26 protein-coding genes and 1 pseudogene are annotated in these 25,543 nt (G+C 59.9%); 18 read left to right on the top strand and 9 right to left on the bottom strand.

Annotated elements, in window-relative coordinates:
* Positions 1-3: 3 nt before the first annotated feature.
* Entirely contained in the window at positions 4-840 is an 837-nt protein-coding gene (locus HMPREF3096_RS16890) for a GNAT family N-acetyltransferase (protein ID WP_032731587.1), read from the bottom strand.
* Between the two features lie 32 nt (positions 841-872).
* Here HMPREF3096_RS16890 and HMPREF3096_RS16885 point away from each other — a divergent pair, with 32 nt between their 5' ends.
* On the top strand, positions 873-1,406 hold the full coding sequence (locus HMPREF3096_RS16885) for a GNAT family N-acetyltransferase (protein ID WP_023297021.1): 534 nt from the start codon (positions 873-875) through the stop codon (positions 1,404-1,406).
* 28 nt (positions 1,407-1,434) lie between these two features.
* Here the strand turns inward: HMPREF3096_RS16885 and HMPREF3096_RS16880 are convergent, their stop codons facing one another.
* From HMPREF3096_RS16880 to HMPREF3096_RS16860, 5 genes are all read right to left on the bottom strand, one after another.
* Entirely contained in the window at positions 1,435-2,445 is a 1,011-nt protein-coding gene (locus tag HMPREF3096_RS16880) for an Ldh family oxidoreductase (RefSeq protein WP_032731586.1), read from the bottom strand.
* An 11-nt stretch (positions 2,446-2,456) separates the two neighbouring features.
* Positions 2,457-4,058 carry an APC family permease gene (locus tag HMPREF3096_RS16875; protein WP_012542949.1) on the bottom strand — a complete coding sequence of 534 codons (1,602 nt, stop codon included), beginning with the start codon at positions 4,056-4,058 and terminating at the stop codon, positions 2,457-2,459.
* A 15-nt stretch (positions 4,059-4,073) separates the two neighbouring features.
* The gene (locus tag HMPREF3096_RS16870) at positions 4,074-5,678 is read right to left on the bottom strand and encodes an aldehyde dehydrogenase (NADP(+)) (RefSeq protein WP_032731585.1); all 1,605 of its coding nucleotides are present in this window, start codon (positions 5,676-5,678) and stop codon (positions 4,074-4,076) included.
* Between the two features lie 14 nt (positions 5,679-5,692).
* On the bottom strand, positions 5,693-6,613 hold the full coding sequence (locus tag HMPREF3096_RS16865) for a dihydrodipicolinate synthase family protein (protein ID WP_008807565.1): 921 nt from the start codon (positions 6,611-6,613) through the stop codon (positions 5,693-5,695).
* A 151-nt stretch (positions 6,614-6,764) separates the two neighbouring features.
* The gene (locus tag HMPREF3096_RS16860) at positions 6,765-7,589 is read right to left on the bottom strand and encodes a helix-turn-helix domain-containing protein (RefSeq protein WP_008807566.1); all 825 of its coding nucleotides are present in this window, start codon (positions 7,587-7,589) and stop codon (positions 6,765-6,767) included.
* A gap of 310 nt (positions 7,590-7,899) precedes the next feature.
* On the opposite strand from HMPREF3096_RS16860, the gene HMPREF3096_RS16855 reads away from it, so the two are divergent.
* From HMPREF3096_RS16855 to HMPREF3096_RS16840, 4 genes are read left to right on the top strand one after another with little or no spacing between them, the layout of a single operon-like run.
* Positions 7,900-8,847 carry a 4-hydroxyproline epimerase gene (locus tag HMPREF3096_RS16855; RefSeq protein WP_023297019.1) on the top strand — a complete coding sequence of 316 codons (948 nt, stop codon included), beginning with the start codon at positions 7,900-7,902 and terminating at the stop codon, positions 8,845-8,847.
* Positions 8,844-9,953, top strand: coding sequence for an NAD(P)/FAD-dependent oxidoreductase (locus HMPREF3096_RS16850; RefSeq protein ID WP_008807568.1), 1,110 nt, complete (start codon positions 8,844-8,846; stop codon positions 9,951-9,953). The genes HMPREF3096_RS16855 and HMPREF3096_RS16850 overlap by 4 nt, the downstream gene beginning before the upstream one ends.
* On the top strand, positions 9,950-10,213 hold the full coding sequence (locus tag HMPREF3096_RS16845; protein WP_023322030.1) for a (2Fe-2S)-binding protein: 264 nt from the start codon (positions 9,950-9,952) through the stop codon (positions 10,211-10,213). Before HMPREF3096_RS16850 ends, HMPREF3096_RS16845 begins: the two co-directional genes overlap by 4 nt.
* Positions 10,194-11,456 (top strand): FAD-dependent oxidoreductase, encoded by a 1,263-nt coding sequence (locus HMPREF3096_RS16840; RefSeq protein ID WP_023322029.1) that lies wholly within the window; start codon positions 10,194-10,196, stop codon positions 11,454-11,456. The genes HMPREF3096_RS16845 and HMPREF3096_RS16840 overlap by 20 nt, the downstream gene beginning before the upstream one ends.
* A 3-nt stretch (positions 11,457-11,459) precedes the next feature.
* On the opposite strand, the gene hpaR is transcribed toward HMPREF3096_RS16840, so the two are convergent.
* Positions 11,460-11,900: a homoprotocatechuate degradation operon regulator HpaR gene (gene hpaR, locus HMPREF3096_RS16835; protein WP_002887503.1), complete on the bottom strand. Its 441-nt coding sequence runs from the start codon at positions 11,898-11,900 to the stop codon at positions 11,460-11,462.
* Positions 11,901-11,964: 64 nt separating this feature from the next.
* On the opposite strand from hpaR, the pseudogene HMPREF3096_RS30945 reads away from it, so the two are divergent.
* The 12 genes and pseudogenes from HMPREF3096_RS30945 to HMPREF3096_RS16780 all read left to right on the top strand — a co-directional run bounded on the left by HMPREF3096_RS30945 (position 11,965) and on the right by HMPREF3096_RS16780 (position 22,613).
* Positions 11,965-12,129 (top strand): annotated as a pseudogene (locus tag HMPREF3096_RS30945) (hypothetical protein).
* Positions 12,130-12,187: 58 nt separating this feature from the next.
* Positions 12,188-12,820 carry a fumarylacetoacetate hydrolase family protein gene (locus HMPREF3096_RS16830; RefSeq protein WP_012969003.1) on the top strand — a complete coding sequence of 211 codons (633 nt, stop codon included), beginning with the start codon at positions 12,188-12,190 and terminating at the stop codon, positions 12,818-12,820.
* Positions 12,817-13,581 carry a fumarylacetoacetate hydrolase family protein gene (locus HMPREF3096_RS16825; RefSeq protein ID WP_008807571.1) on the top strand — a complete coding sequence of 255 codons (765 nt, stop codon included), beginning with the start codon at positions 12,817-12,819 and terminating at the stop codon, positions 13,579-13,581. Before HMPREF3096_RS16830 ends, HMPREF3096_RS16825 begins: the two co-directional genes overlap by 4 nt.
* Positions 13,578-15,044, top strand: a complete 1,467-nt coding sequence (gene hpaE, locus HMPREF3096_RS16820; protein WP_023297017.1) for a 5-carboxymethyl-2-hydroxymuconate semialdehyde dehydrogenase — start codon at positions 13,578-13,580, stop codon at positions 15,042-15,044. Before HMPREF3096_RS16825 ends, hpaE begins: the two co-directional genes overlap by 4 nt.
* Position 15,045: 1 nt before the next feature.
* Entirely contained in the window at positions 15,046-15,903 is an 858-nt protein-coding gene (gene hpaD, locus HMPREF3096_RS16815; RefSeq protein WP_002887492.1) for a 3,4-dihydroxyphenylacetate 2,3-dioxygenase, read from the top strand.
* Positions 15,904-15,912: 9 nt separating this feature from the next.
* Positions 15,913-16,293 carry a 5-carboxymethyl-2-hydroxymuconate Delta-isomerase gene (locus HMPREF3096_RS16810; protein ID WP_008807573.1) on the top strand — a complete coding sequence of 127 codons (381 nt, stop codon included), beginning with the start codon at positions 15,913-15,915 and terminating at the stop codon, positions 16,291-16,293.
* A 108-nt stretch (positions 16,294-16,401) separates the two neighbouring features.
* Positions 16,402-17,205 (top strand): 2-oxo-hept-4-ene-1,7-dioate hydratase, encoded by an 804-nt coding sequence (hpaH, locus tag HMPREF3096_RS16805; RefSeq protein ID WP_002887487.1) that lies wholly within the window; start codon positions 16,402-16,404, stop codon positions 17,203-17,205.
* A gap of 10 nt (positions 17,206-17,215) precedes the next feature.
* The gene (gene hpaI, locus HMPREF3096_RS16800) at positions 17,216-18,013 is read left to right on the top strand and encodes a 4-hydroxy-2-oxoheptanedioate aldolase (protein ID WP_032731584.1); all 798 of its coding nucleotides are present in this window, start codon (positions 17,216-17,218) and stop codon (positions 18,011-18,013) included.
* A 21-nt stretch (positions 18,014-18,034) separates the two neighbouring features.
* Complete coding sequence (gene hpaX / locus HMPREF3096_RS16795) at positions 18,035-19,393, top strand: 4-hydroxyphenylacetate permease (protein WP_004222447.1); 1,359 nt, start codon at positions 18,035-18,037, stop codon at positions 19,391-19,393.
* Between the two features lie 9 nt (positions 19,394-19,402).
* Positions 19,403-20,293: a 4-hydroxyphenylacetate catabolism regulatory protein HpaA gene (hpaA, locus tag HMPREF3096_RS16790; RefSeq protein WP_032731583.1), complete on the top strand. Its 891-nt coding sequence runs from the start codon at positions 19,403-19,405 to the stop codon at positions 20,291-20,293.
* A gap of 225 nt (positions 20,294-20,518) precedes the next feature.
* The gene (gene hpaB, locus HMPREF3096_RS16785; protein ID WP_002887473.1) at positions 20,519-22,081 is read left to right on the top strand and encodes a 4-hydroxyphenylacetate 3-monooxygenase, oxygenase component; all 1,563 of its coding nucleotides are present in this window, start codon (positions 20,519-20,521) and stop codon (positions 22,079-22,081) included.
* Positions 22,082-22,100: 19 nt separating this feature from the next.
* A complete protein-coding gene (locus HMPREF3096_RS16780; RefSeq protein ID WP_012542962.1) occupies positions 22,101-22,613 on the top strand; it encodes a 4-hydroxyphenylacetate 3-monooxygenase reductase subunit in 513 nt (170 codons plus the stop codon).
* A gap of 74 nt (positions 22,614-22,687) precedes the next feature.
* On the opposite strand, the gene HMPREF3096_RS16775 is transcribed toward HMPREF3096_RS16780, so the two are convergent.
* Together HMPREF3096_RS16775 and HMPREF3096_RS16770 are read right to left on the bottom strand one after the other, a co-directional pair.
* The gene (locus HMPREF3096_RS16775) at positions 22,688-23,398 is read right to left on the bottom strand and encodes a transcriptional regulator (protein WP_139593048.1); all 711 of its coding nucleotides are present in this window, start codon (positions 23,396-23,398) and stop codon (positions 22,688-22,690) included.
* A gap of 127 nt (positions 23,399-23,525) precedes the next feature.
* On the bottom strand, positions 23,526-24,149 hold the full coding sequence (locus tag HMPREF3096_RS16770) for a hypothetical protein (protein WP_008807579.1): 624 nt from the start codon (positions 24,147-24,149) through the stop codon (positions 23,526-23,528).
* Positions 24,150-24,533: 384 nt separating this feature from the next.
* On the opposite strand from HMPREF3096_RS16770, the gene HMPREF3096_RS31500 reads away from it, so the two are divergent.
* The coding region (locus HMPREF3096_RS31500) for a carbon starvation CstA family protein (protein ID WP_048963796.1) at positions 24,534-25,543 on the top strand (1,010 nt) is incomplete at its 3' end.

The raw sequence follows: 25,543 nt of genomic DNA, 5'->3' as shown, positions 1-25,543 counted from the left end.
ATCTTAACGCCCTGCTGACCGCAGGGCATTCATCGTTGCGCTCATTTCATACTGCTGCAGCGATAGCGGCGCATATCCCGCCGCGGCAAACAGCGGTGTAAACGTTTCCGGGACCGTCACCGAAGTTCCCACACCCGGGAACTGCTGCGCCAGCGTCACCAGCAGCTCACGCGCCAGCCCCTGACGGCGGGCGGCGGGCTCCACCCACAAAAATTGCAGTACAGGCCGTGAGCCCGCCGTTGTTAGAACCGCGAAGGCGCGCTGTTCCAGCGTCACGACCTGACATGGCAGGGTGGCGAAGGTGAGCGGATCCAGCAGCCAGGGGAGCTGACTGTTACTCTCGTCAATGGCGCGCCGTAGCAGGGCCAGGGTGGGATAAAGCTGTAATACGCCCGCTACCGGAGCCAGAGGTTCATTGCTCAGGTAGCCGCAGAGCCCGTAGCGTCGCGTAAAGCCCAGCGTCTGATATAGCGCGACGGCCGCATGGTTATCGCGGATCACCTCCAGAGATACCATCTCAACCCCCTGCTGTTGCAGGAGCATTAGCAGATCTTGCATCAGTTCCCGGCCCAGGCCTTTGCCGCGCCAGGCCGGGCGCAGGGCAAAGGCCGCCAGGCGAGCGGCACTTCCCCGGCGGGCGACAATCGCGATCGCCGCCGGTTCATCTCCGGCCAGCCAGACGCGGGAATCGATCAGGCTCATCCCCTCGGCGCTGAAACGCTGTACAAATCCCGCCACCGACTGGGTAACAGGCACCAGATAGGCTTCAAAACAGGCGTTGAGAATATCCGTTAACTGCACGCTGCTGAACTGCGTGGCGGGAACGGCGGTCAGCTCCATACTTTTCTCCCGAAGGCTGCTATGCTGAGGTGATGAAAACTAACACTATAACTGCCGGTGCCGTATTACGCCTGACTCAGGAGAGCGATATCGCCCTTCTGCCCGCCATTGAACGTTCTGCCGCCCAGGCATTTCGCCAGATCCCCTCTCTCGCCTGGCTGGCGGACAGCGAGGTGATTAGCGTTGCGCGTCATCATGATTATCTGGAAACCGAGCATAGCCTGCTGGCGGAAGCCGCCGGGCAGCCGATTGGCTTTATTCTGACCGAACCGCTCGACGATGCATTATTTATCGTCGAAGTCGCCGTCCATCAGAACTGGCAGCATCAGGGCATCGGCCGGATGCTGCTGAAGCAGGTTATTGAGGGCGCACAGCAGATGGGCTATCCGGCGGTAACCCTCACCACCTTCCGCGAGGTGCCGTGGAATGCGCCGTTTTATACCCGTCTGGGATTCACCATGCTCGATGAGCTGACCCTGCCTGCCGGACTGGCGGCAAAAAGGGAACAGGAGACCCGGCACGGCCTGCCGCCCGAGTCGCGCTGCGCCATGCGCCTGTCGCTCTGATGGTCGGCCCGCCGCGCTCCGCGCTTTACTATGGCCGCAAGGCGCAAATCTCATCATGCAATGAACGGCTGATGGTAACCCCCTGCTGCTCACTCTGCTGACGGCAGGCGAAACGCCGCTCGCCCGGCAGCCGCGCCCCCTGATCCTGCATCGCATTGAACAGCGTTTCGGCGCGCGCCAGCTGCTCTTGTGCCTGCGCGCCGAGAAAGCGCTGCGGATCCAGCGCCAGGATAAGCTCGCCGCCGTAGGGGAGCCCACCCGCGCCGTTATCCCACACCAGCGATTCGGCGCTGGTCATATCGCCGATAAGCGGCCCGGCCAGCAGCTCAACCATTGCCGCCAGCGCCGAGCCCTTATGGCCGCCAAAGGTTAACATCGCGCCGTTCAGCACCTCCGCGGCATCGGTCGTTGGCTGTCCCTGACTGTCGATTCCCCAGCCTTCCGGTAGCGCTTTGCAGGCACGCTGATGCAGCTGGATCTCGCCGCGCGCCGCGGCGCTGGTCGCCATATCAACAATAAACGGCGGTTTGTCCCGCCGCGGCCAGCCAAAGGCGATAGGGTTGGTGCCGAACAGCGGACGCGTGCCGCCCGCCGGGGCGACCCAGGCGTGGCTTGGCGTGCAGGCCAGCCCCACCAGCCCTGCCTCGGTCAACGGCTCAATATCGGCAAACAGCGCGGAAAAATGGACGCAGCGGTTAATCGCCAGCGCCGCAATGCCGTTTTGCCGCGCCTTCTCCAGCAGCAGCGGCAGCGCGCGCTCGTAGGCCAGCAGTGAAAAAGCGCCCCCGGCGTCCGCCCGCGCAATCGCCGGCGCCTGGTCATGGATCTGCGGCTCGGCATCGGGCGATACCTTACCTTTGCGCAGGGTATCGACAATGCCCAACAGCCGCCACAGGCCGTGGGAAGCGCAGCCATCGCGTTCCCCGGCGGTCACATTGCGGGCAATCGCCGCCGCGTGGTCGGCGCTAAATCCATTGGCGCTGAGTACCTCCAGCGCCAGGTCATAAGCTTCAGGTAACGATAGAGTTACCGACTCCATACTGTTCTCCTTTACTCTTCTTCGTCTCCGCTAAAGTTAGCCTGCGGCAGGCAGCTGCGCGCGCCCCAGTAGTAAATCCCCAACGACATCGCCGCCACCAGCACCGTATCCCAGGGGTGACCGATAACATTAAGCCCGCCGAAGCTGCCCAGCCAGGAAAAGAGGATAATCAACGCATAAAACACGATCAGCCACAGCGAAGACTTCACCTGCTGCGCCAGGCTCACGGTATGTTCCGGCACCTTACCTTTGCACATCACGTAGACGACAAACATCACGATTTGCAGCCCCAACAGCCACGAGAGCGTATTCCAGCCGGACCAGTAGACAATCAGCGCCGAGATCATAAACGATACCGGGCCGATGATGCCGAAGGCGCGCACGCGGAACGGCCGCGGCAGATCCGGCGCGTTGCGGCGCAGCCCGGCAGCGGTCACCGGAGCGATGGCGTAGCTCAGCACCAGGGCCGCCGACACCACGCTAATCAGCTGTTCCCAGGAGGGGAACGGCAGCGTCCAGAAGATTGAAAGCCCGAAGGTCAGCCACAGCGCCGGACGCGGAATCCCGGACGCTTTATCGATATGGGTAAAGGCTTTAAAGAAAGTACCCGCCTTCGCCCAGCCGTAGATCACCCGCGGCGTCGCGTTCATATAGATATTGCCGGTGCCGCTCGGGGAGATGATCGCATCGCTTATCACCATAAAGGCCAGCCAGCCCATGCCGAGGGTAATGGCGATATCGCGATACGGCAGCGAAAACTGTTTGCTCACCTCGGCCCAACCGCCGTTCAGCATTTCGGTGGGGATACTGCCAAGGAACGCCAGTTGCAGCAGCACGTAGATAATCGTCGACAGCACCACTGATAAAATCAACGCAATAGGGATAGTCCGCTGCGGCTTTTGTACTTCGCTGGCCACCGAGATAATCGGCGTCAGTCCCAGATAAGCGAAGATAATTCCGCCCGCGCTGATCGCCGCTTCCACCCCGGACATGCCGAATGGCGCAATCCCCTGCGCGTGCAGGTTCTCCGGTTTAAAGAAGGCGAACAGCGTCACCACCACCAGCAGCGGCACCAAAAACTTGAGCACGCTGATGAAGTTGTTCGATCGGGCGAAGGTCTTAACGCTGTAGTAGTTAAGCGCAAAGAAGAAACAGAGCAGCAGGAACTGCACCACCCACCCCAGCAGCGTCGGCGAACTGGAGCCCGGCTGGGTCAGCGCCGGAAACCAGGCGGCGGCATATTGCCGGGCGGCGACAATTTCAATCGAGATCAGGCTGGAGAAAGCGATCAGGGTGATGAACCCCAGCAGATAGCCCATCAGCTCGCCGTGGGAAAAGACCGGGTAGCGAATAATGCCGCCGGCGCGCGGCAGCGCCGCCCCCAGCTCGCAGTAGACAATCCCCAGCAGCAATACTGCAAAGCCGCCGATCACCCACGAGGCGATCCCGGCCGGACCGGCGATGGAGGCCACGTGGCTGGCGGCGAATAACCATCCGGAGCCGAATATCGCCCCCAGGCCGATAAAGGTGAGATCGGTCAGGGTCAGCTGTTTTTTAAACTTACCCGACTCAGCAACGCGGGTTTGACTGTTATGCGTAGTGTGAATGGTCATGGTGATGCCCTTGCGTCAATGAGAGGAGGAAATCGCTTCCCGGGTCCACTGGCCGTTGACCAGGCGCAGCAGGTTCAAAGGGTTCGCATCCTGCAGCGCCGGCGGTAACAGGGCAGCCGGCGCGTTCTGCAGACAGACCGGGCGCAGAAAACGCTCAATCGCCCGGCTGCCGACCGAGGTCCCGCGTGCGTCGGTGGTCGCCGGCCACGGGCCGCCGTGGACCATCGCATCGCACACTTCCACGCCGGTGGGATAACCGTTAAACAGCACCCGTCCGGCCTTCTCACAAAGCAGCGGTAGAAGACTCGCCGCCAGCGGGCCATCATCCGCCTCGGCATGCAGCGTCGCGGTGAGCTGACCCTGCAGCGCTTTCACCACCGCCTGCAGCTGGGCCACGTCGTCCACTTCCACCAGTAGCGATAACGGGCCGAAAACTTCGGTCTGCAGCAGCGTATCCTGCGCCAGCAGATCTTCGACCTGAGCCTGCCACAGCAGGGTCTGCGCCTGCCCGGCGCCGGCGGCGATGCCGCTCGCCAACTTCTCGATACGCGGGTGCGCCGCAAGCGCCGCCACGCCCTGACGGTAGTGCTGAAGGGTCGGCGCATTGAGCAACACCTGCGGCGTGGAGCCCGCTACCGCCGCGCACAGCGCCGACTTAAAGCGTTCCAGCCCGGCGCCGCGCAGCGCCAGAATCAGCCCCGGACGGGTACAGAACTGGCCACCGCCGAGGGTAAATGACGCCACCAGCTCGTTTGCCAGCGCTTCGGCCCGCGTCTGCAGCGCCTGCGGCAGAATAATCAATGGGTTAATCGCCGACATTTCAGCAAACAGTGGAATTGGCTGCGGGCGCTGCTGCGCCAGCTGATACAGCGCCTTACCGCCGGCTAACGAACCGGTAAAGCCAACGGCCTGAATCGCCGGATGACGGACCAATTCGGCGCCGATATCGGTCCCGAAAATCATATTGAATACGCCGCCGGGTAAACCGCACCGTACCACCGCCCTGACGATCGCCTCGGCGGTCAGCTCGGCGGTGGCCATATGGCCCGGATGGGCCTTCACCACCACCGGACAGCCAGCCGCCAGCGCCGAGGCGGTATCGCCGCCGGCGGTGGAAAAGGCCAACGGAAAGTTGCTGGCGCCAAACACCGCCACCGGCCCTAACGCCTGCTGATACTGGCGCAGATCCGGGCGCGGCAGCGGCTGACGGTCGGCTAAGGCGGTATCAATACGGGCGGCGAAGGTATCGCCGCGCAGGATCACGCCAGCAAACATCCGCAACTGGCCGCTGGTGCGCGCCCGTTCTCCCTGTAGCCGCGCCAGCGGCAGCGCGGTCTCCTGCCCGGCGATAGCAAAAAACGGCTCGCCCAGCGCGTCCAGTTCATCAGCAATGGCGTTGAGAAAGCGCGCCCGCTGCTGCGGCGTGGTTTGTGAATAGACGGCAAAGGCCTCCTGCGCGGCTTCTGCGGCCTGAGCGGCTTCCTCACAGGAAGCCGGATAAAAGCGGTGGCCGGTGGCTTCGCCGTCCACCGCCCGCAGGCTCAATAGCGTCGCCTCACCGCTGGCAATACGGCGTCCGGCGATAAACTGCCGTCCCGCCATGGTCTGAGATGCATTCATATTGACTCCTGTGCTCAGAGGCCGACATCCGGCAGCGTCGGACGAGTGGCCAGCGCCTGTTCAACGATCGCCACCACCTGCTGGCGCGTTTCGCCTTCCAGCGCCAGACGCGGCGGACGGGTAATGGCGCTACCGCGGCCCAGCAACTCTTCACACAGCTTGATGCACTGCACCAGATCCGGACGCGCATCGAGATGCAGCAGCGGCATGAACCAGCGGTACAACGCCATCGCCTCTTCGTAACGCTGCTGGCGGGCGAGACGGAATAACGTTTCCCCTTCGCGCGGGAAGGCGTTGGACATTCCGGAGATCCAGCCTTCCGCGCCGACGGCAATACTTTCCACCACCACGTCATCCAGCCCGGCAAACAGCACGAAGCGGTCGCCAACGGTGTTACGCAGGTCGATAAAGCGGCGGGTATCGCCGGAGGAGTCTTTAAAGCAGACGATGTTGTCGCAGTCGGTCAGGGTGGCGAGAATGTCCGGCGTCACGTCGTTTTTGTAAATCGGCGGGTTGTTGTAGACCATAATCGGCAGGTCGGTAGCGCTCGCCACGCTGCGGAAGTGGGCCGCGGTTTCATGCGGTTTTGAGGAGTAGACCAGCGCCGGCATCACCATGATCCCGTCGACGCCGACGCGCTCCGCCTCTTTCGCCATTTTCTGGGCGAAGGCGGTAGTGAACTCGGCCACCCCGGCGATGACCGGAATTTTGCCGCCGGCGGCATCCTTCGCCACCTCGATAATCTGCAGTTTTTCATCGGTGCTCAGCGAGGTGTTCTCCCCTACGCTGCCGCACACCACCAGCCCGGAAACGCCATCTTTCACCAGGTTTTTCATCACCGCGTGAGTGGCGTCTAAATCGAGGGAGTAATCGCTACGAAACTGCGTGCTGACCGCCGGGAATACGCCGCTCCAGTGAATCGCTTTTTTGCTCATGCTCGGTTCCTTGTCGTCATTTTGTTAAGTCGAAGTGAATGAATGGTGAATATTCACTGACAGATTGACGTGTCGCGGAACCGGCGGCTTGTCGGTTTTCCCTCAATACGATGACGAAATTAGCACAGTCGGCAAAAGTGTGAGCCAGCGTTTATCCGAGCAGCGTGAGGCGAAAATCGCGCGGCGTCGAGCCGGTCATCGCCTTGAACTGGCGGCTAAAGGCGCTGTGATCGGTATACCCGCACTGCAGGGCGATATCGGTAATCGGCGTATCGCCAGCCAGCAGTTCGGTCGCTTTTTCCAGCCGCACTTTGTGGATCATCTGCCGCGGAGTGAGATGAAAGATCCGTTTGCAGTAGCGTTCGATCTGCGCAATCGACATCCCGCTTAAGGCGGTTAACTCTTCCATGGCGATCGGCCGGTGATAATGGCGGCGGATATGATCGTCGACGATCGCCAGCCGCTGCCACGCCGGATGGCGGGCATGAGCCTCCTGCAGATCGTGCGAGATCCCGGCCATGCCGATCACCTGCCCGCGGACATCGCGCAGCGCCAGTTTCTGCGTCAGGCACCAGCCGCGCTCGCGGCCATTGTAGAGATGCATTTCCAGCTGATCGCGCAGGGTCACACCTTCGCGCAACACCCGCAGATCCTGTTCGGTATAACCCTGACCCAGCGCGGAAGGAAAGACATCGGCGGAGGTTTTGCCCAGCAGCGAGGAGACGCTTTTGAAACCACAGCGGCGGGCCAGCGTCAGGTTCGCCAGCAGATAGCGCGCCTGACGATCTTTGATAAAAAAGACCACATTAGGAATGGCATTGAGCAGGGGCGCAATCAGCGCCAGCGCATTCAGCAGCGCTGGCATATTTTCCGGCCGCTGGCGCGCCAGCCCTTCGCAGATCTGGCTCAGCTCATCGACGGCCAGCTCAGGTTGGTTAACCGCGCGCGGCGGCGCCGCATCAGAAACACCGATCATAAGGCCTCCTCATGGTAAGTGACCGAAGGATATTTATTCACTTTCCGTTAACACCTCAAGCAGCATCCCTCGGTTTTGCGATCCTGGATCCGCTTTACGCCTTCCCCTGATTTAGCCACTGGCGCAATGGTCACTTTCGGTTTACCACAGCATTAAGCAAATGATTAATAATAAATAACTATGTGAAATAGAAATATACCGCGCTCATGACTGTGCAGATTTCGTCATTTTCTCTGACGAAAGCGCTCAAGCAGGTCGGGAAAGGTTGCGCCAGCATGATGAAACATGTTGTTAACTTCCGGAGAGCCTGATGACCGCGCCACGCCCCCCTGTTACGTTGAGAGCTATTGATTCACATACCGGCGGCGAACCGACCCGCCTGATCGTTGACGGATTCCCCGATCTCGGCGGCGGCAGCATGGCGAAGCGCCGCGACCGCTTCGCCCGCGACTTTGACCATTGGCGTCAGGCGGCCATTCTCGAACCGCGCGGTAATGACGTACTGGTCGGCGCGCTGCTGTGCAAACCGGTCTCGGCGGCGGCTACCGCTGGCGTGATTTTCTTCAACAATGCCGGTTTTCTGAATATGTGCGGCCACGGCACAATCGGGCTTATCGCCTCGCTGGCCTGGCTTGGGCGTATCCAGCCCGGCGTACATCTGATTGAAACACCGGTCGGCGACGTAAGCGCTACGTTGCACGACGATGGCAGCGTATCGGTGCAAAACGTCCCGGCCCGCCGCTGGAAAAAACAGATCCGCGTTGAGACCGCGCATGGTCCCGTCATCGGCGATATTGCCTGGGGCGGCAACTGGTTTTTCCTGATTAACGACCACCCGTTCGCCATTACCCCCGAACATATTCCACAGCTCACCGCCTACGCCTGGGCAGTGCGCGAGGGGCTGGAAGCCGCGGGGATCCGCGGCGACGACGGCGGCGTTATCGACCATATCGAACTCTTCGCCGATGACGATACCGCCGACAGCCGCAACTTCGTACTCTGTCCGGGAAAGGCCTGGGATCGCTCGCCGTGCGGTACCGGCACCAGCGCCAAGCTGGCCTGCCTGGCGCAGGATGGCAAGCTGCAGCCGGGGGAAATCTGGCGTCAGGCCAGCATCATCGGCAGCCAGTTTACCGCCAGCTACCAGCGCACCGCGGAAGGCATCATCCCAACGATCCGCGGCGAAGCCTGGGTGTGTGGAGACAACCAGTTGATCCTCAACCCTGACGATCCCTTCTGCTGGGGGATCGCGCCGTGAAGCAGTGCGACGTCATCGTGATCGGCGCCGGGATCATCGGCGCCGCCTGCGCGTGGCAGCTGGCGAAGCGGGGGCAGAGCGTGACGCTTATCGATGACGGTCAGCCCGGCGCGACGGCGGCCGGTATGGGCCATCTGGTGTGCATGGATGACGACCCCGCCGAGCTTGCCTTGTCGGCATGGTCGCTGGAACGCTGGCGCGCTATCACGCCACGGATGCCCGACCATTGCGCCTGGCGCGGCTGCGGCACGCTGTGGCTGGCGGAAAGCGAAGAAGAGATGGCCGTGGCTGGCGACAAACAGCGGCGGCTGGCCAGCTATCAGGTGCCCAGCGAACGCCAGACCCCGCAGCAGATCGCCGGACGCGAGCCGCTGCTGCGCGGCGGGCTGGCGGGCGGCCTGTGGGTGCCAGGCGATGGTATCGTCTACGCGCCAAACGTCGCCCGCTGGCTGATGGCCGATGCCGGAGACCATCTCACCTGCCTGCACGACAGCGCGCAGGCGATTACCGAACCGCAGGTGCTGCTCGCCAGCGGCAAACGGCTACAGGCGCGGGCCATCGTGGTGGCCTGCGGACTTGAAGCCAACGCGCTGTTAGCGGAAAACTGGCTGCGACCGAAAAAAGGCCAACTGGCGATTACCGATCGCTACCGGCCGCGGGTGCATCACCAGCTGGTTGAGCTGGGTTACGGCGCCAGCGCCCATGGCGGCGGCACCTCGGTGGCGTTTAACCTTCAGCCGCGGCCAACCGGCCAGCTGCTGATTGGCTCTTCGCGTCAGTTTGATAACCGTGAGCGCGAGTTGGATCTGCCCTTGCTGGCGCAGATGCTCGATCGCGCCCGCCATTTCGTGCCGGCGCTGGCGACGTTGAATATCATCCGCTGCTGGAGCGGCCTGCGCGCCGCCTCGCAGGATGGCAACCCGCTGATCGGCCCGCATCCCACGCGCCGTGGCGTATGGCTGGCGCTGGGCCATGAAGGGCTGGGCGTCACCACCGCTCCGGCCACAGCTGAACTGCTGGCGGCGCAGATCCTCGATGAACGCTGCCCATTGGCGCCCGACGCCTGGCTCCCGGCCCGTTTGTGTCAACAGGAGGCGATTGCATGAAGGCCACGCTCACTATCACCATTGATGGCGAAGCGCTGACGGTGCCGGAAGGCATTAGCGTGGCGGCGGCGCTGGCGTTGACCGGCGACCCCACCACCCGCCAGGCGGTTAACGGCGAGCTCCGCGCGCCGTTTTGCGGCATGGGCGTCTGCCAGGAGTGCCGGGTCACCGTCGATGGCCTTCGGGTGCTGGCCTGCCAGACCCTGTGCCGGGCCGGTATGCAAATAGAAAGGAGCCACGATGAACACGCTGCGCTGTGACATTTTAATCCTCGGCGCCGGCCCCGCCGGCATGGCGGCCGCGCTCTCCGCCGCCGCCTGCGATAAACAGGTGATTATTCTCGACGATAACCCCGCCCCTGGCGGACAAATCTGGCGCGCCGGTCCGCAGGCGACGCAGCCCGCCCTGGCCCGGCGCTACCGCGACGCCATCGCCGCGTCTGCCGCCATCCGGGTAGTGAACGGCGCGCGGCTGATTGCCCGCCCCTCCGCGCACAGCGTGCTGTTTGAAACCGCCGACGGCGGCGGCGTGGTTTGCTGGCAGAAACTGATCCTCTGCTGCGGCGCGCGCGAGCTGTCGCTGCCCTTTCCCGGCTGGACCTTACCCGGCGTGACCGGCGCGGGCGGCCTGCAGGCGCAAATCAAACAGGGCCTGTCGCTGAAAGGAGAAAAGGTGGTGATTGCCGGCAGCGGTCCGCTACTGCTGGCGGTGGCGGATACGGTGAACAAGGCTGGAGGCGACGTGACGAATATCATTGAACAAGCGCCGCTCCCGGCGCTGCTGCGCTTCGCCGGCGGGCTGTGGCGCTGGCCGCAGAAGCTGCGCCAGTTAGCGACGCTGGCCCCGAAAGGCTATCTGAGCGGCGCGCAGACGATCCGCGCTCACGGCGCAACGCGGCTGGAAGCCGTTACGCTTCGCCAGCGCGGCGTCGAGCGGACTATCGCCTGCGATCGGCTGGCTATCGGCTACGGGCTGATACCCAATATCGAGACGGGGCTGCTGTTTGGCTGCGCCACGGCACAGGAGGCGATCCAGGTTAACCGCTGGCAGCAGACCAGCGTCGCGGATATCTATGCCGCCGGCGAGTGCACCGGTTTCGGCGGTAGCGAGCTGGCGCTGGCGGAGGGCGAAATCGCCGGGTATGCCGCCGCCGGGGCCAGCCAGCAAGCGCAGGCGTTATTTACCCGCCGCGCCCGCTGGCAGCGTTTCGCCGAAGCAATCAACCGTACCTTCCGGCTGACGGAATCCTTGAAAGACGCCGCAACGCCGGAGAGCCTGCTGTGCCGCTGCGAGGATGTACGCTGCGGCGATGTGGCGGCCGCCGGAGGCTGGCCGCAGGCCAAACTTACCCAGCGCTGCGGAATGGGCGCCTGTCAGGGGCGCACCTGCGCCGCCAGCGCCCGCTGGTTGTACGGCTGGCCGCTGCCGCAGCCAAGAGAACCGCTGGCCCCCGCCCGCGCGGAAACGCTTATTGCCCTCGCCCGGCCGAGCGCCGAGCCGTAACCGCTACTCTTCTTCATCACCGCGCCCGGCAGGGACGCCAAGCGCAATAAACTCCTCCAGCAGCGAGGTCAGTTGCTGCAGCTTTTCCGTGGTGAACTGGGCCTCCAGCAGACGATAGGTTTCTTCCACCTCGGCCTGAGCGCTTTCATACAGCGCGGTTCCGGCAGGCGTCAGCGAGACGTACAGCTTGCGCTGATCGTTAACCGGCTTTAAGCGCAGCACCAGCCCATCCCGCTCCATGCGCGTCAAAATCCCGGTCAGGCTGGGGCGCAGGATGCAGGCGCGAAAGGCCAGATCGTGAAAATCCATCGACGGACGTTCGGCGAGAATTCGCACGATCCGCCACTGCTGTTCGGTGAGATTGTGCCGTTTGACGATCGGCCGAAAGTAGGCCATCGCCGCCTCACGCGCCTGCAACAAGGCAATGGTTAATGAATCATGCATAGTATCCCCTCTACAGCCTCATCCAAAACTTATTAACAACTTAATAATTAGCTTTAATCCTGCCATGTACAACCGGTTTCTGCACCTGAAAAGTACCAGCCCCTTCCTGAAAAACAGTCAACTCATTGATTAAAAACCAATAAGTTATTGATGTGTAAATATTGTGTTAATCAGATCACAAAACATTCACTTCCAGTTGCTAAACCTGGCCGCAAAGCATAAAAGATGATCATTAACATATTAATGAAATGCATTTAAATCCGAAATCAGTACCAGAGGAGTGGTGAATGAAAGGTACCATCTTCGCCGTTGCGCTCAATCATCGCAGCCAGCTCGACGCCTGGCGCGAAGCGTTTCAACAGGCCCCCTACAAGACGCCGCCGAAAACCGCGGTCTGGTTTATCAAGCCGCGCAATACCGTGATTGGCGACGGCGAGGCGATCCCCTATCCGCAGGGCGAGACCGTACAAAGCGGCGCGACGGTGGCGCTGATTGTCGGCAAAACCGCGCGTAAAGTGGCGGCGGCAGAGGCAGCGAACTATATCGCCGGCTACGCGCTGGCTAACGATGTGAGTCTGCCGGAAGAGAGTTTTTATCGCCCGGCGATCAAGGCGAAATGCCGCGATGGCTTCTGCCCCGTCGGCGCGCTGTCGGCGGTGCGTAACGTCGATAACCTGACCATCATCACCGAAATCAACGGCCGCGAGGCGGATAGCTGGCATACCGGCGATCTGCAGCGTAACGCCGCGCAGCTGCTGAGCGCCTTAAGCGAGTTCGCCACCCTCAATCCCGGCGACGCGATCCTTATCGGCACGCCCCACTCTCGCGTCACGCTGCGCCCCGGCGACCGCGTACGTATTCTCGCCGACGGATTCCCGGCGCTGGAAAACCCGGTTGTCGCAGAAGGAGAGCTGGCATGAAACAGGCACGCATTGAATGGCAGGGACAGGTACGCGACGTGCTGGTCGATGAACGCGACCAGGTGCGCCTGAACGATGGCACGGTATTGAAAGAAGGCGAATTCCGCTGGCTGCCGCCCGCCGACGGCACGCTATTCGCGCTGGGGCTCAACTACGCCGACCACGCCAGCGAGCTGGAGTTTAAACCGCCAACCGAGCCATTGGTGTTCATCAAAGCGCCGAACACCTTTATTGGCCACCAGCAGCAGTCGGTACGCCCGGATAACGTCGAATACATGCACTACGAAGCCGAACTGGTGGTGGTGATCGGGAAAACCGCGCGCCGCGTCAGCGAAGCCGAGGCCATGGACTATGTCGCTGGCTATACCGTGTGCAACGACTACGCGATCCGCGACTATCTGGAAAACTACTACCGCCCGAACCTGCGGGTCAAAAGCCGCGACACCCTGACGCCGATCGGCCCGTGGATCGTCGCCAAAGAGGCGATCCCGGATCCGCATAATCTGGCCCTGCGTACCTGGGTCAACGGCGAACTGCGCCAGCAGGGCACCACCGCCGATCTGATCTTCAGCATCCCGTTCCTCATCGCTTATTTAAGCGAATTTATGACCCTGCAACCGGGCGACATGATCGCCACCGGCACGCCGAAAGGGCTATCCGATGTGGTGCCGGGCGACGAGGTGATCGTTGAAGTCGAGGGCGTGGGCCGCCTGGTCAACCATATCATCAGCCAGCAAGCGTATGAGGAGACACTGTCATGAAAAAGATTAACCATTGGATCAACGGTAAAAACGTTGCCGGCGCAGACTATTTTCATACCACCAACCCGGCCACCGGCGAGGTACTGGCTGAAGTCGCCTCTGGCGGCGAAGCCGAGGTTCACCAGGCGGTAGCGGCGGCGAAAGAGGCCTTTCCGAAGTGGGCTAACCTGCCGATGAAAGAGCGCGCGCGCCTGATGCGCCGCCTGGGGGATCTGATCGATCAGAACGTCCCGGAGATCGCGGCGATGGAAACCGCCGATACCGGCCTGCCTATCCACCAGACCAAAAACGTGCTGATCCCGCGGGCGTCGCATAACTTCGAATTTTTCGCCGAAGTGTGCCAGCAGATGAACGGCAAGACCTATCCGGTCGATGACAAGATGCTTAACTATACCCTCGTGCAGCCGGTTGGCGTGTGCGCGCTGGTGTCGCCGTGGAACGTGCCGTTTATGACCGCGACCTGGAAGGTGGCGCCGTGCCTGGCGCTGGGGAATACCGCGGTGCTGAAAATGTCCGAGCTGTCGCCGCTGACCGCCGATCGTCTGGGCGAGCTGGCGCTGGAAGCCGGGATCCCGGCTGGCGTGCTCAACGTGGTGCAGGGCTATGGCGCCACCGCCGGCGACGCGCTGGTGCGCCATCATGATGTGCGCGCCGTCTCCTTCACCGGCGGCACCGCCACCGGCCGCAACATCATGAAGAACGCCGGTCTGAAAAAGTACTCTATGGAGCTCGGCGGAAAATCGCCGGTGCTGATTTTTGAAGACGCCGATATTGAGCGCGCGCTCGACGCCGCGCTGTTCACCATCTTCTCGATCAACGGCGAACGCTGCACCGCCGGTTCGCGCATTTTCATTCAGCAGAGTATTTATCCGGAGTTCGTCAAGCGCTTCGCCGAGCGCGCCAACCGCCTGCGCGTGGGCGATCCGACCGATCCGAATACCCAGGTCGGCGCGCTGATTAGCAAGCAGCACTGGGAGAAAGTGTCCGGCTACATTCGCCTCGGCATCGAAGAGGGCGCCACCCTGCTGGCCGGCGGCGCGGATAAACCGTCCGACCTGCCGGCGCATCTGAAAGCCGGCAACTTCCTGCGCCCGACGGTACTGGCGGATGTCGACAACCGCATGCGCGTCGCCCAGGAAGAGATTTTTGGCCCGGTCGCCTGCCTGCTGCCGTTCAAAGACGAAGCGGAAGGGCTGCGCCTGGCGAACGATGTGGAATACGGCCTGGCGTCGTATATCTGGACCCAGGACGTCAGCAAAGTGCTGCGTCTGGCGCGCGGTATTGAAGCCGGGATGGTGTTCGTCAACACCCAGAACGTGCGCGACCTGCGTCAGCCGTTCGGCGGCGTGAAGGCCTCCGGCACCGGCCGCGAAGGCGGCGAGTACAGCTTTGAAGTGTTCGCCGAAATGAAAAACGTCTGCATCTCGATGGGCGACCATCCGATCCCGAAATGGGGAGTCTGATATGGGTAAGTTAGCGTTAGCAGCAAAAATCACTCACGTGCCGTCGATGTATCTGTCTGAGCTGCCGGGGAAAAACCACGGCTGCCGCCAGGGCGCGATCGACGGGCATAAAGAAATTGGCAAGCGCTGCCGTGAAATGGGCGTCGATACCATCATCGTGTTCGACACCCACTGGCTGGTCAACAGCGCCTATCACATCAACTGCGCCGACCATTTTCAGGGCGTCTACACCAGTAACGAACTGCCGCATTTTATTCGCGACATGACCTACGACTACGACGGCAACCCGGAGCTGGGCCAGCTTATCGCCGACGAGGCCGTAAAGCTCGGCGTACGCGCCAAAGCACACAATATTCCGAGCCTGAAGCTGGAGTACGGCACCCTGGTGCCGATGCGCTACATGAACAGCGATAAGCATTTCAAAGTGGTATCTATCTCCGCTTTCTGTACCGTTCACGACTTTGCCGACAGCCGCAGGCTGGGCGAAGCGATCCTCAAAGCCATTGAGAAATATGACGGCACCGTAGCGGTGCTGGCCAGCGGTTCGCTGTCGCACCGCTTTATCGATGACCAGCGCGCCGAAGAGGGCATGAACAGCTACACCCGCGAGTTTGATCATCAGATGGATGAGCGCGTGGTGAAACTGTGGCGGGAGGGCAAATTCAAAGAGTTCTGCACCATGCTGCCGGAGTACGCCGACTACTGCTACGGCGAAGGCAACATGCACGACACGGTGATGCTGCTCGGTCTGCTGGGTTGGGATAAATACGACGGCAAGGTGGAGTTTATCACCGAGCTATTCGCCAGCTCCGGTACCGGCCAGGTTAACGCCGTGTTCCCGCTGCCGGCGCAGGCGTAAGGAGGCCCCATGCCGCATTTTATCGCCGAGTGTACCGACAATATCCGTGAACAGGCCGATTTACCGGGCCTGTTCGCCAAAGTCAACGAGGCGCTGGCCGCCACCGGTATCTTCCCGATCGGCGGTATTCGCAGCCGCGCCCACTGGCTGGATACCTGGCAGATGGCCGACGGCAAGCAGGATTACGCCTTCGTGCATATGACCCTGAAGATCGGCGCCGGGCGCAGTCTGGAGAGCCGTCAGGACGTGGGAGATATGCTGTTCGCGCTGATCAAAGCCCATTTTGCTGCGCTAATGGAGAGCCGCTATCTGGCGCTGTCGTTCGCCATGGAAGAGCTCGACCCGACGCTGAACTACAAACAGAACAACGTGCACGCGTTATTTAAATAATGTGCAAATTGCCCGGTGGCGCTGCGCTTACCGGGCCTACAACGGCCATGAATTTGTAGGCCGGATAAGCGAAGCGCCATCCGGCAATACAATGCCACAGGAATCACTATGCTCGATAAACAGACCCGCACCCTGATTGCCCAGCGGCTGAACCAGGCCGAAAAACAGCGTGAACAGATCCGCGCGATCTCGCTGGATTATCCGTCGATCACCATTGAGGACGCCTACGCCGTCCAGCGCGAGTGGGTCGAGATGAAGATCGCCGAAGGCCGCGTGCTCAAAGGCCACAAGATCGGCCTGACCTCTAAAGCGATGCAGGCCAGCTCGCAGATCAGCGAGCCGGACTACGGCGCGCTGCTCGACGATATGTTCTTCCACGACGGCAGCGATATTCCCACCGACCGCTTTATCGTGCCGCGTATTGAAGTCGAGCTGGCCTTCGTGCTGGCCAAACCGCTGCGCGGCCCGAACTGTACGCTGTTTGATGTCTACAACGCCACCGACTACGTTATCCCGGCGCTGGAGCTTATCGACGCGCGTTGCCACAACATCGACCCGGAAACCCAGCGTCCGCGCAAAGTGTTCGACACCATCTCCGATAACGCCGCCAACGCCGGGGTGATCCTCGGCGGCCGGCCGATTAAACCGGATGAGCTCGACCTGCGCTGGATCTCCGCCCTGCTGTATCGCAACGGCGTGATTGAAGAGACCGGCGTCGCCGCGGGCGTACTCAATCATCCGGCCAACGGCGTGGCCTGGCTGGCCAACAAACTGGCGCCATACGATGTCCAGCTCGAAGCCGGGCAGATTATCCTCGGCGGCTCCTTCACCCGCCCGGTCCCGGCGCGCAAGGGCGATACCTTCCACGTCGACTACGGCAACATGGGCGCCATCAGCTGCCGCTTTGTTTGAGGAGAGCAACATGAACAACGCATTTAAAGAGGCGCTCAAGGCCGGCCGTCCGCAAATCGGCCTATGGCTTGGGCTGTGCAGCAGCTACAGCGCCGAACTGCTGGCCGGCGCGGGCTTCGACTGGCTGCTGATCGACGGCGAACACGCGCCCAACAATGTACAAACGGTGCTGACCCAGCTTCAGGCCATTGCGCCCTACCCCAGCCAGCCGGTGGTTCGTCCGTCGTGGAACGATCCGGTACAAATTAAACAACTGCTGGACGTCGGCGCGCAAACCCTGCTGGTGCCGATGGTGCAGAACGCCGAAGAAGCGCGGCTGGCGGTCAGAGCCACCCGCTACCCGCCTGCCGGCATTCGCGGCGTCGGCAGCGCGCTGGCCCGCGCCTCACGCTGGAATCGCATTCCGGATTATATCCACCGGGCCAATGACGCCATGTGCGTACTGGTGCAGATTGAGACCCGCGAAGCGCTGAAAAATCTGCCGCAGATCCTCGATGTCGAAGGGGTGGATGGCGTGTTTATCGGCCCGGCGGATCTCAGCGCTGATATGGGCCACGGCGGCAACCCACAACACCCGGAAGTGCAGGCCGCCATTGAAGATGCCATCCAGCAAATCCGCCAGGCCGGAAAGGCGCCGGGGATCCTGATGGCCAATGAACAGCTGGCGAAACGCTATCTCGAACTGGGCGCGCTGTTCGTCGCCGTCGGCGTCGATACCACCCTGCTGGCCCGCGGCGCAGAAGCGCTGGCGGCCCGTTTTACCCACACCGCAACCACCACAACCGATAACAATAAATCCGTCTATTGAACGGATAATGTGGAGCGCAACATGACTACCTCTACCCTGCAACACAATGATAATAAAGCCGTTGAAGTAGAAAACCGGGTGATCAAAAAGCTGTTCCGCCGCTTGATTACCTTCCTGTTTGTTCTCTTTGTTTTCTCATTTTTGGATCGAATTAATATCGGCTTCGCCGGTCTGACGATGGGTAAAGATCTCGGCCTGACCTCCACCATGTTCGGCCTGGCGGCGACGCTGTTCTACGTCACCTACGTGCTGTGCGGGATCCCCAGCAATATCATGCTGGCGAAAGTTGGCGCGCGCCGCTGGATCGCCGGGATCATGGTGGTCTGGGGGATCGCCTCGACCTGCACCATGTTCGCCACCAACCCGCATACGCTGTACATCCTGCGCATGCTGGTCGGCATCGCCGAGGCCGGTTTTCTACCGGGGATCCTCGTCTATCTGACCTGGTGGTTCCCGGCCTACCATCGCGCCCGCGCCAACGCCCTGTTTATGATCGCCATGCCGGTGACCATGATGCTCGGCTCGATACTTTCCGGCTATATCCTGGCGCTCGACGGCCTGTGGAACCTGAAAGGCTGGCAATGGCTATTTCTGCTGGAAGGCCTGCCGTCGGTGGTGCTCGGCGTCGTCACCTGGTTCTTCCTCAACGACACGCCGGATAAAGCCAACTGGCTGGATAACGAAGAGAAACAGGCGCTGAAGGCGATGATCGATCGCGAACGGGAACATGCGGCGATCGTCCCGGCTTCGCCGCGTTCCACGCTGCGCGAAGTACTGACGCCAGCGGTGCTGATGTATACCCTCGCCTACTTCTGCCTGACCAATACCCTCAGCGCCATTAATATCTGGACGCCGCAGATCCTGCAGAGCTTCAACACCGGCAGCAGCAACATCATGATTGGCCTGCTGGCGGCGATCCCGCAGTTCTGCACTATTTTCGGCATGATCTGGTGGAGCCGCCGATCCGATCGCCGCAAAGAGCGCAAGATGCATACCATCCTGCCCTACCTGTTCGCCGCGGCAGGTTGGCTGCTGGCTTCGGCAACGCACCACAGCCTGATCCAACTGATCGGCATTATTATGGCTTCGGTGGGATCCTTTACCGCGATGGCCATTTTCTGGACCACCCCGGATCGGGTGATCAGCCTGCAGTCGCGCGCGGTGGCGCTGGCGGTGATCAACGCTATCGGCAACGTCGGCTCTGCCGTCAGCCCGCTGTTGATCGGCATTTTGCGCGATACCACCGGCAGCTTTAGCTCCGGGCTGTGGTTTGTCGCCGGATTACTGATCGTCGGCGCGCTGGTGCTTACCCGCATTCCAATGAGCCAGCGTGAGGACGCCGCCGCCGCGCCGGGCTTAGCGGCGCAAAAAGGCCACTAAGGAGCGGGTATGTGCCAGCATTCCATCGCCAACATCGACATCAATAAAGATTACGACGAGAGTCTGGGTACCGAAGAGGTGCACTACCAGTCGTTTTCCCGCATGGCGGCCTTTTTTGGCCGCGACATGCAGGCGCATCGTCACGACCGTTATTTCCAGATGCACTACCTTGATACCGGGCAGATTGAGCTGCAGCTTGATGACCATCGCTATTCGGTGCAGGCGCCGCTGTTTGTGTTAACGCCGCCCTCGGTGCCGCACGCGTTTATTACCGAGTCCGATAGCGATGGCCATGTGTTGACGGTCCATGAGGAGCTGATCTGGCCGCTGCTGGAGGTGCTTTATCCCGGCACGCGGGAGACCTTCGGCCTGCCGGGGATCTGTCTGTCGCTGGCGGATAAACCCGACGAGCTGGCGGCGCTGGCCCACTACTGGCAGCTGATTCGTCGGGAATCTACCGCCCAGCTGCCCGGGCGGGAACACACCCTGGCGCTGCTGGCGCAGGCGGTATTTACCCTGCTGCTGCGCAACGCCAGGCTCGACGATCATGCCGCCAGCGGCATGCGCGGCGAGCTGAAATTATTCCAGCGCTTTAACCAGATGATCGACAGCCACTTCCATCAACACTGGACGGTACCGGATTACGCCAGGGAGCTGCATCTGACCGAATCGCGGTTGACCGATATCTGCCGCCGCTTCGCCAACCGTTCGCCGAAGCGGCTGATATTCGACCGCCAGCTGCGCGAGGCGAAGCGGCTGCTGCTGTTTTCCGATAGCGCGGTCAATGAGATTGCCTGGCAGCTGGGGTTTAAAGACCCTGCCTATTTTGCGCGCTTTTTTAGCCGCCAGGTCGGCTGCTCGCCCAGCAGCTACCGGGCGCAAAAAGTACCTGTGTCGTAATACCCCGGCGGCGCTGCGCTTGCCTGGGCTACAGACCACAGGGCGGGTCAGCGCCGCGCCACCCGCCAAAAGCTGCCGAGATCACAAAATTTAATCCCGCCTGAAAAGTACCCGCCGTTGTCGCAAACGTCCCTTCACGACAAGCGCAATAACCGCTTCAATTAAACAACAAAAACAAAACATATATTTAACATTATTTTTCCGATAAATACTGAAGAGGCCCCTATGAAACCTGAAGATTTCCGCGCCGACGCGAAACGCCCGTTAACTGGCGAAGAGTATTTAAAAAGCCTGCAGGATGGCCGCGAAATTTATATCTACGGCGAGCGCGTGAAGGATGTCACCACGCATCCGGCCTTCCGTAATGCCGCGGCTTCTGTCGCTCAGCTGTACGATGCGCTGCACAAACCGGAGATGCAGGATTCCCTGTGCTGGGGCACCGATACCGGCAGCGGCGGCTACACCCATAAATTCTTCCGCGTGGCGAAAAGCGCCGACGACCTGCGCCAGCAGCGCGACGCCATCGCCGAGTGGTCGCGCTTAAGTTACGGCTGGATGGGCCGCACCCCGGACTACAAAGCCGCTTTCGGCTGCGCGCTGGGCGCCAACCCGGCGTTTTACGGCCAGTTCGAGCAGAACGCCCGCAACTGGTACACCCGCATTCAGGAAACCGGCCTGTACTTTAACCACGCTATCGTCAACCCGCCGATCGACCGCCACAAGCCGGCTGATGAAGTGAAGGATGTCTACATCAAGCTGGAAAAAGAGACCGATGCCGGGATCATCGTCAGCGGCGCGAAAGTGGTCGCCACCAACTCAGCGCTGACCCACTACAACATGATCGGCTTCGGCTCCGCACAGGTGATGGGCGAGAACCCGGACTTCGCGCTGATGTTCGTCGCGCCGATGGATGCCGAAGGCGTCAAGCTTATCTCCCGCGCCTCCTATGAGATGGTCGCCGGTGCGACCGGCTCCCCGTACGACTATCCGCTTTCCAGCCGTTTCGACGAGAACGACGCGATTCTGGTAATGGATAAAGTGCTGATCCCCTGGGAGAACGTGCTGATTTACCGCGACTTTGACCGCTGCCGTCGCTGGACCATGGAGGGCGGTTTCGCCCGCATGTATCCCCTGCAGGCCTGCGTACGCCTGGCGGTAAAACTGGACTTTATCACCGCCCTGCTGAAACGCTCTCTGGAATGTACCGGCACCCTCGAGTTCCGCGGCGTACAGGCCGACCTCGGCGAAGTAGTCGCTTGGCGCAACATGTTCTGGGCGCTTAGCGATTCCATGTGCTCGGAAGCGACGCCGTGGGTCAATGGCGCATGGCTGCCGGATCACGCCGCGCTGCAGACCTATCGCGTGATGGCCCCGATGGCCTACGCCAAGATCAAGAACATCATCGAGCGCAACGTCACCAGCGGCCTGATTTATCTGCCGTCCAGCGCCCGCGATCTGAACAACCCGCAGATCGACCAGTATCTGGCGAAGTACGTGCGCGGCTCCAACGGTATGGATCACGTTGAACGTATCAAGATCCTCAAACTGATGTGGGACGCGATCGGCAGCGAATTCGGCGGTCGCCATGAACTGTATGAGATCAACTACTCCGGTAGCCAGGATGAAATTCGCCTGCAGTGTCTGCGCCAGGCGCAGAGCTCCGGCAATATGGACAAAATGATGGCGATGGTCGACCGCTGCCTGTCCGAGTACGACCAGAACGGCTGGACGGTGCCGCATCTGCACAATAACGCTGATATCAACATGTTGGATAAGCTGCTGAAGTAATTCACAGCGGGAGGTCATAATGCAATTAGATGAACAACGCCTGCGTTTTCGCGATGCCATGGCCAGCCTGTCGGCGGCGGTTAACGTTGTCACCACCGAAGGCGAAGCCGGTCGCTGCGGCATTACCGCCACGGCGGTGTGCTCGGTGACGGATACGCCGCCATCGGTGATGGTTTGTATCAACGCCAACAGCGCGATGAACCCGGTGTTTCAGGGTAACGGCAAGTTGTGCATCAACGTGCTGAACCACGAACAGGAAATCATGGCCCGTCATTTCGCCGGGATGACCGGGGTGACGATGGAAGAGCGGTTTGCCCTCAGCGGCTGGCAGCAGGGCGCGCTCGGACAGCCGGTGCTGAAGGGCTCGCTGGCCAGCCTCGAAGGCGAGATAAGCCAGGTGCAAACCATTGGTACCCACCTGGTGTATCTGGTGGAGATCCGCAATATTACCCTGAGCCCGCAAGGGCACGGTCTGATTTACTTTAAACGCCGTTTCCACCCGGTGATGATGGAAATGGAAGTGGCAGTCTAAAATCCGCGCCCAGGTTTACTTATCGCCCGATGCGTAAACCTGGCGCTTAATATGCGTCATCTCACCCGCCAGCCTTATTCAACAGCGCGACATGAAGCCCAATCAAAACGTCCACCGCCGCGGAAATTTTGTTCCCGGTAGTCAGCAGGTAATGTTAAGTGCCAGCCTTTTCGCCTGGCGGTACAGGCAATAACCGGAAATTGAGAATAATCTATAGCGTCACGAATAAATTGTTGTTTACCTATATTTGTTAAAAAGGCATCTCCCCGATTCCAGATAGCTTTTTTTAACTTGATATTCCAGGTCTGATAGCTTTCGCCAGCAATTGTATAACCTTCACCTTCAGGCGCTTTTTTGGTCCAGTCAATCTCGCCGCCATCGTATAAATATTGCCATACAGCATAGCGCTCAAGGGTAAACTGGCTGGGTAAAGTACTGACATTTTTAGAATCGATTTTATCGAGTAATTGCGAATTCGCTAACAGTAGCGCCATGGCTTTATGCATGTAACCCAACATAATATCGGGACGTTCGGGCACTCCCTCTTCTGCTTCAAACAAAGAGATATAAGCGAGATAGAGCGCATCATCACGCACTTTTTGACCGTTCGCCGCGGCGTTGGCGACGATTTTCGCCGCCCGATATTGTAAACTTCCCCAGGATTCCTCACCGCTAACAGGCCTGTAGCGATTATTGTATTTTTCTCCCGTCAGGTAGCCCTGAGCTGCGTTTAAATCGTTAGCGTTTAACGCCGATTTAGCGCGCTGATGGTCGGATAAGGTCATTATATTGCGCCCCGTATTTCTGGCAATATAATACGACTGACGACAATCAGAAAGGAGCATAACCATAATGACCATGGCAATAATTCTAAAAAAAATCTTATATATTCTCACCGTGAAGTCCTTTAATTTATTTATAAATATAATGTTTGGAAACTTGTCTCGGTTCGATGTATAGCAAAACGGTTACCCGACCTTTTTTATAAGTACGTTGCCAGGTAGAACAATTTGTTATTTTATTCAGATCTAATCTTTTACTATACCACTCCTGCTGTTTTGCAATGCAGGCGGAAAGACTTTGATAGAATTTCCCTTTGTCTGCAATGAACTCTTCTTTGATTGTCGCTGGCCCATATTCTCGATCAAGGACCTTAACTTCCTCATTATATAAGGCGAGTGCTTCCCGGCCATCATCAACTTTATAGGCCTGCTGACTGGAATCAACATCAGCGCTAACAAAAACACTTTTCAGCCCTTTATTCTTATCGAAATAAAGCTTCATCTCCTGATATTTCAATGCCCCCACTTCCTGGGGAGTCAGCGTTGAGATAATCAGATCCGGGTCTTTTCCGGCATAATTGATATCTGATACCTCAAGAGAATATAAAGGCGTGTTTCTGGCTTCATCGTAACTCATCCCCCAGCGCAAATTATAAGGGGCTGCCGGCTCATCAACAGCCTGATGTATCTCTCTTGCATGAGCAAATGTTAAATAAAAAGCACTGGCGACGATCATTATCTTTACAAATTTCATAACACGAATTCCCTTTGCTAAACGCTATCCATACGACATGACAAAGCCAGCATAATATCAAAATACCTCTATTTGAAATAAAGATAGTAATCTGCGGGTGATAAAAACCGTTATCCTCAGTTTGAAAGCATATCTTTGAGATGCGCAGAATAATATTGTGAACTTAATCACACATTTACGCGCTCTCGTACTCATATCTAACCGCTTACCCCTTCCAGTAACCGCTTAACCCCCTATACAACCACTCACCGATTTACCCAACTTTACGCGCGCGCTGTTCTGGCAAGATCGGAGGCAGCCTAGCTAATCAATACCTCCATCAACCCTTACTTAAAACCAGACGGCTTCGGCCAATTATTCATCTAATTAACGCCAGGTTTTACTATGGATACCAAAAAACTATTCAAGCACATACCCTGGGTGATTCTCGGAATCATCGGGGCATTTTGCCTCTCAGTCGTCGCGTTGCGCCGCGGTGAGCACGTCAGTGCCCTGTGGATCGTCGTCGCCTCGGTTTCTGTGTACCTCGTCGCCTACCGTTATTACAGCCTGTACATCGCGCAGAAGGTGATGAAGCTTGACCCAACGCGCTCGACGCCGGCGGTCATTAATAACGATGGCCTGAACTATGTGCCGACCAACCGCTACGTGCTGTTTGGCCACCACTTCGCCGCCATTGCCGGCGCCGGCCCGCTGGTTGGCCCGGTGCTGGCCGCGCAGATGGGCTATCTGCCGGGCACCCTGTGGCTGCTGGCCGGCGTGGTGCTGGCGGGCGCGGTACAGGACTTCATGGTGCTGTTTATCTCCTCACGGCGTAACGGCGCCTCGCTGGGCGAGATGATCAAGCAGGAAATGGGGCCGGTTCCGGGCTCTATCGCGCTGTTCGGCTGCTTCCTGATTATGATCATCATCCTCGCGGTGCTGGCGCTCATCGTGGTGAAAGCGCTGGCGGAAAGCCCGTGGGGCGTCTTTACCGTCTGCTCGACGGTGCCTATTGCCCTGTTTATGGGGATCTACATGCGCTTCCTGCGCCCTGGCCGCGTGGGTGAAGTGTCGGTTATCGGTATCGTGCTGCTGGTGGCGTCCATCTGGTTTGGCGGCATCATTGCCCACGACCCATACTGGGGCCCGGCGCTGACCTTTAAAGACACCACCATCACCTTTACCCTGATTGGCTACGCGTTTATCTCCGCGCTGCTGCCGGTATGGCTGATTCTGGCGCCGCGTGACTATCTGGCCACCTTCCTGAAAATCGGCGTGATCGTCGGCCTGGCGCTGGGGATCGTTATCCTCAACCCGGACCTGAAAATGCCGGCGGTGACCCAGTACATTGATGGTACCGGCCCGCTGTGGAAAGGCGCGCTGTTCCCGTTCCTGTTTATCACCATCGCCTG

Origin of the sequence: Klebsiella sp. HMSC25G12, from assembly GCF_001807705.1 — a bacterium.
GTDB classification, from domain to species: Bacteria; Pseudomonadota; Gammaproteobacteria; order Enterobacterales; family Enterobacteriaceae; genus Klebsiella; species Klebsiella variicola.
Note: the sequence above shows the minus strand (reverse complement) of the source record. Positions and strands in the feature narration are given on the sequence as shown.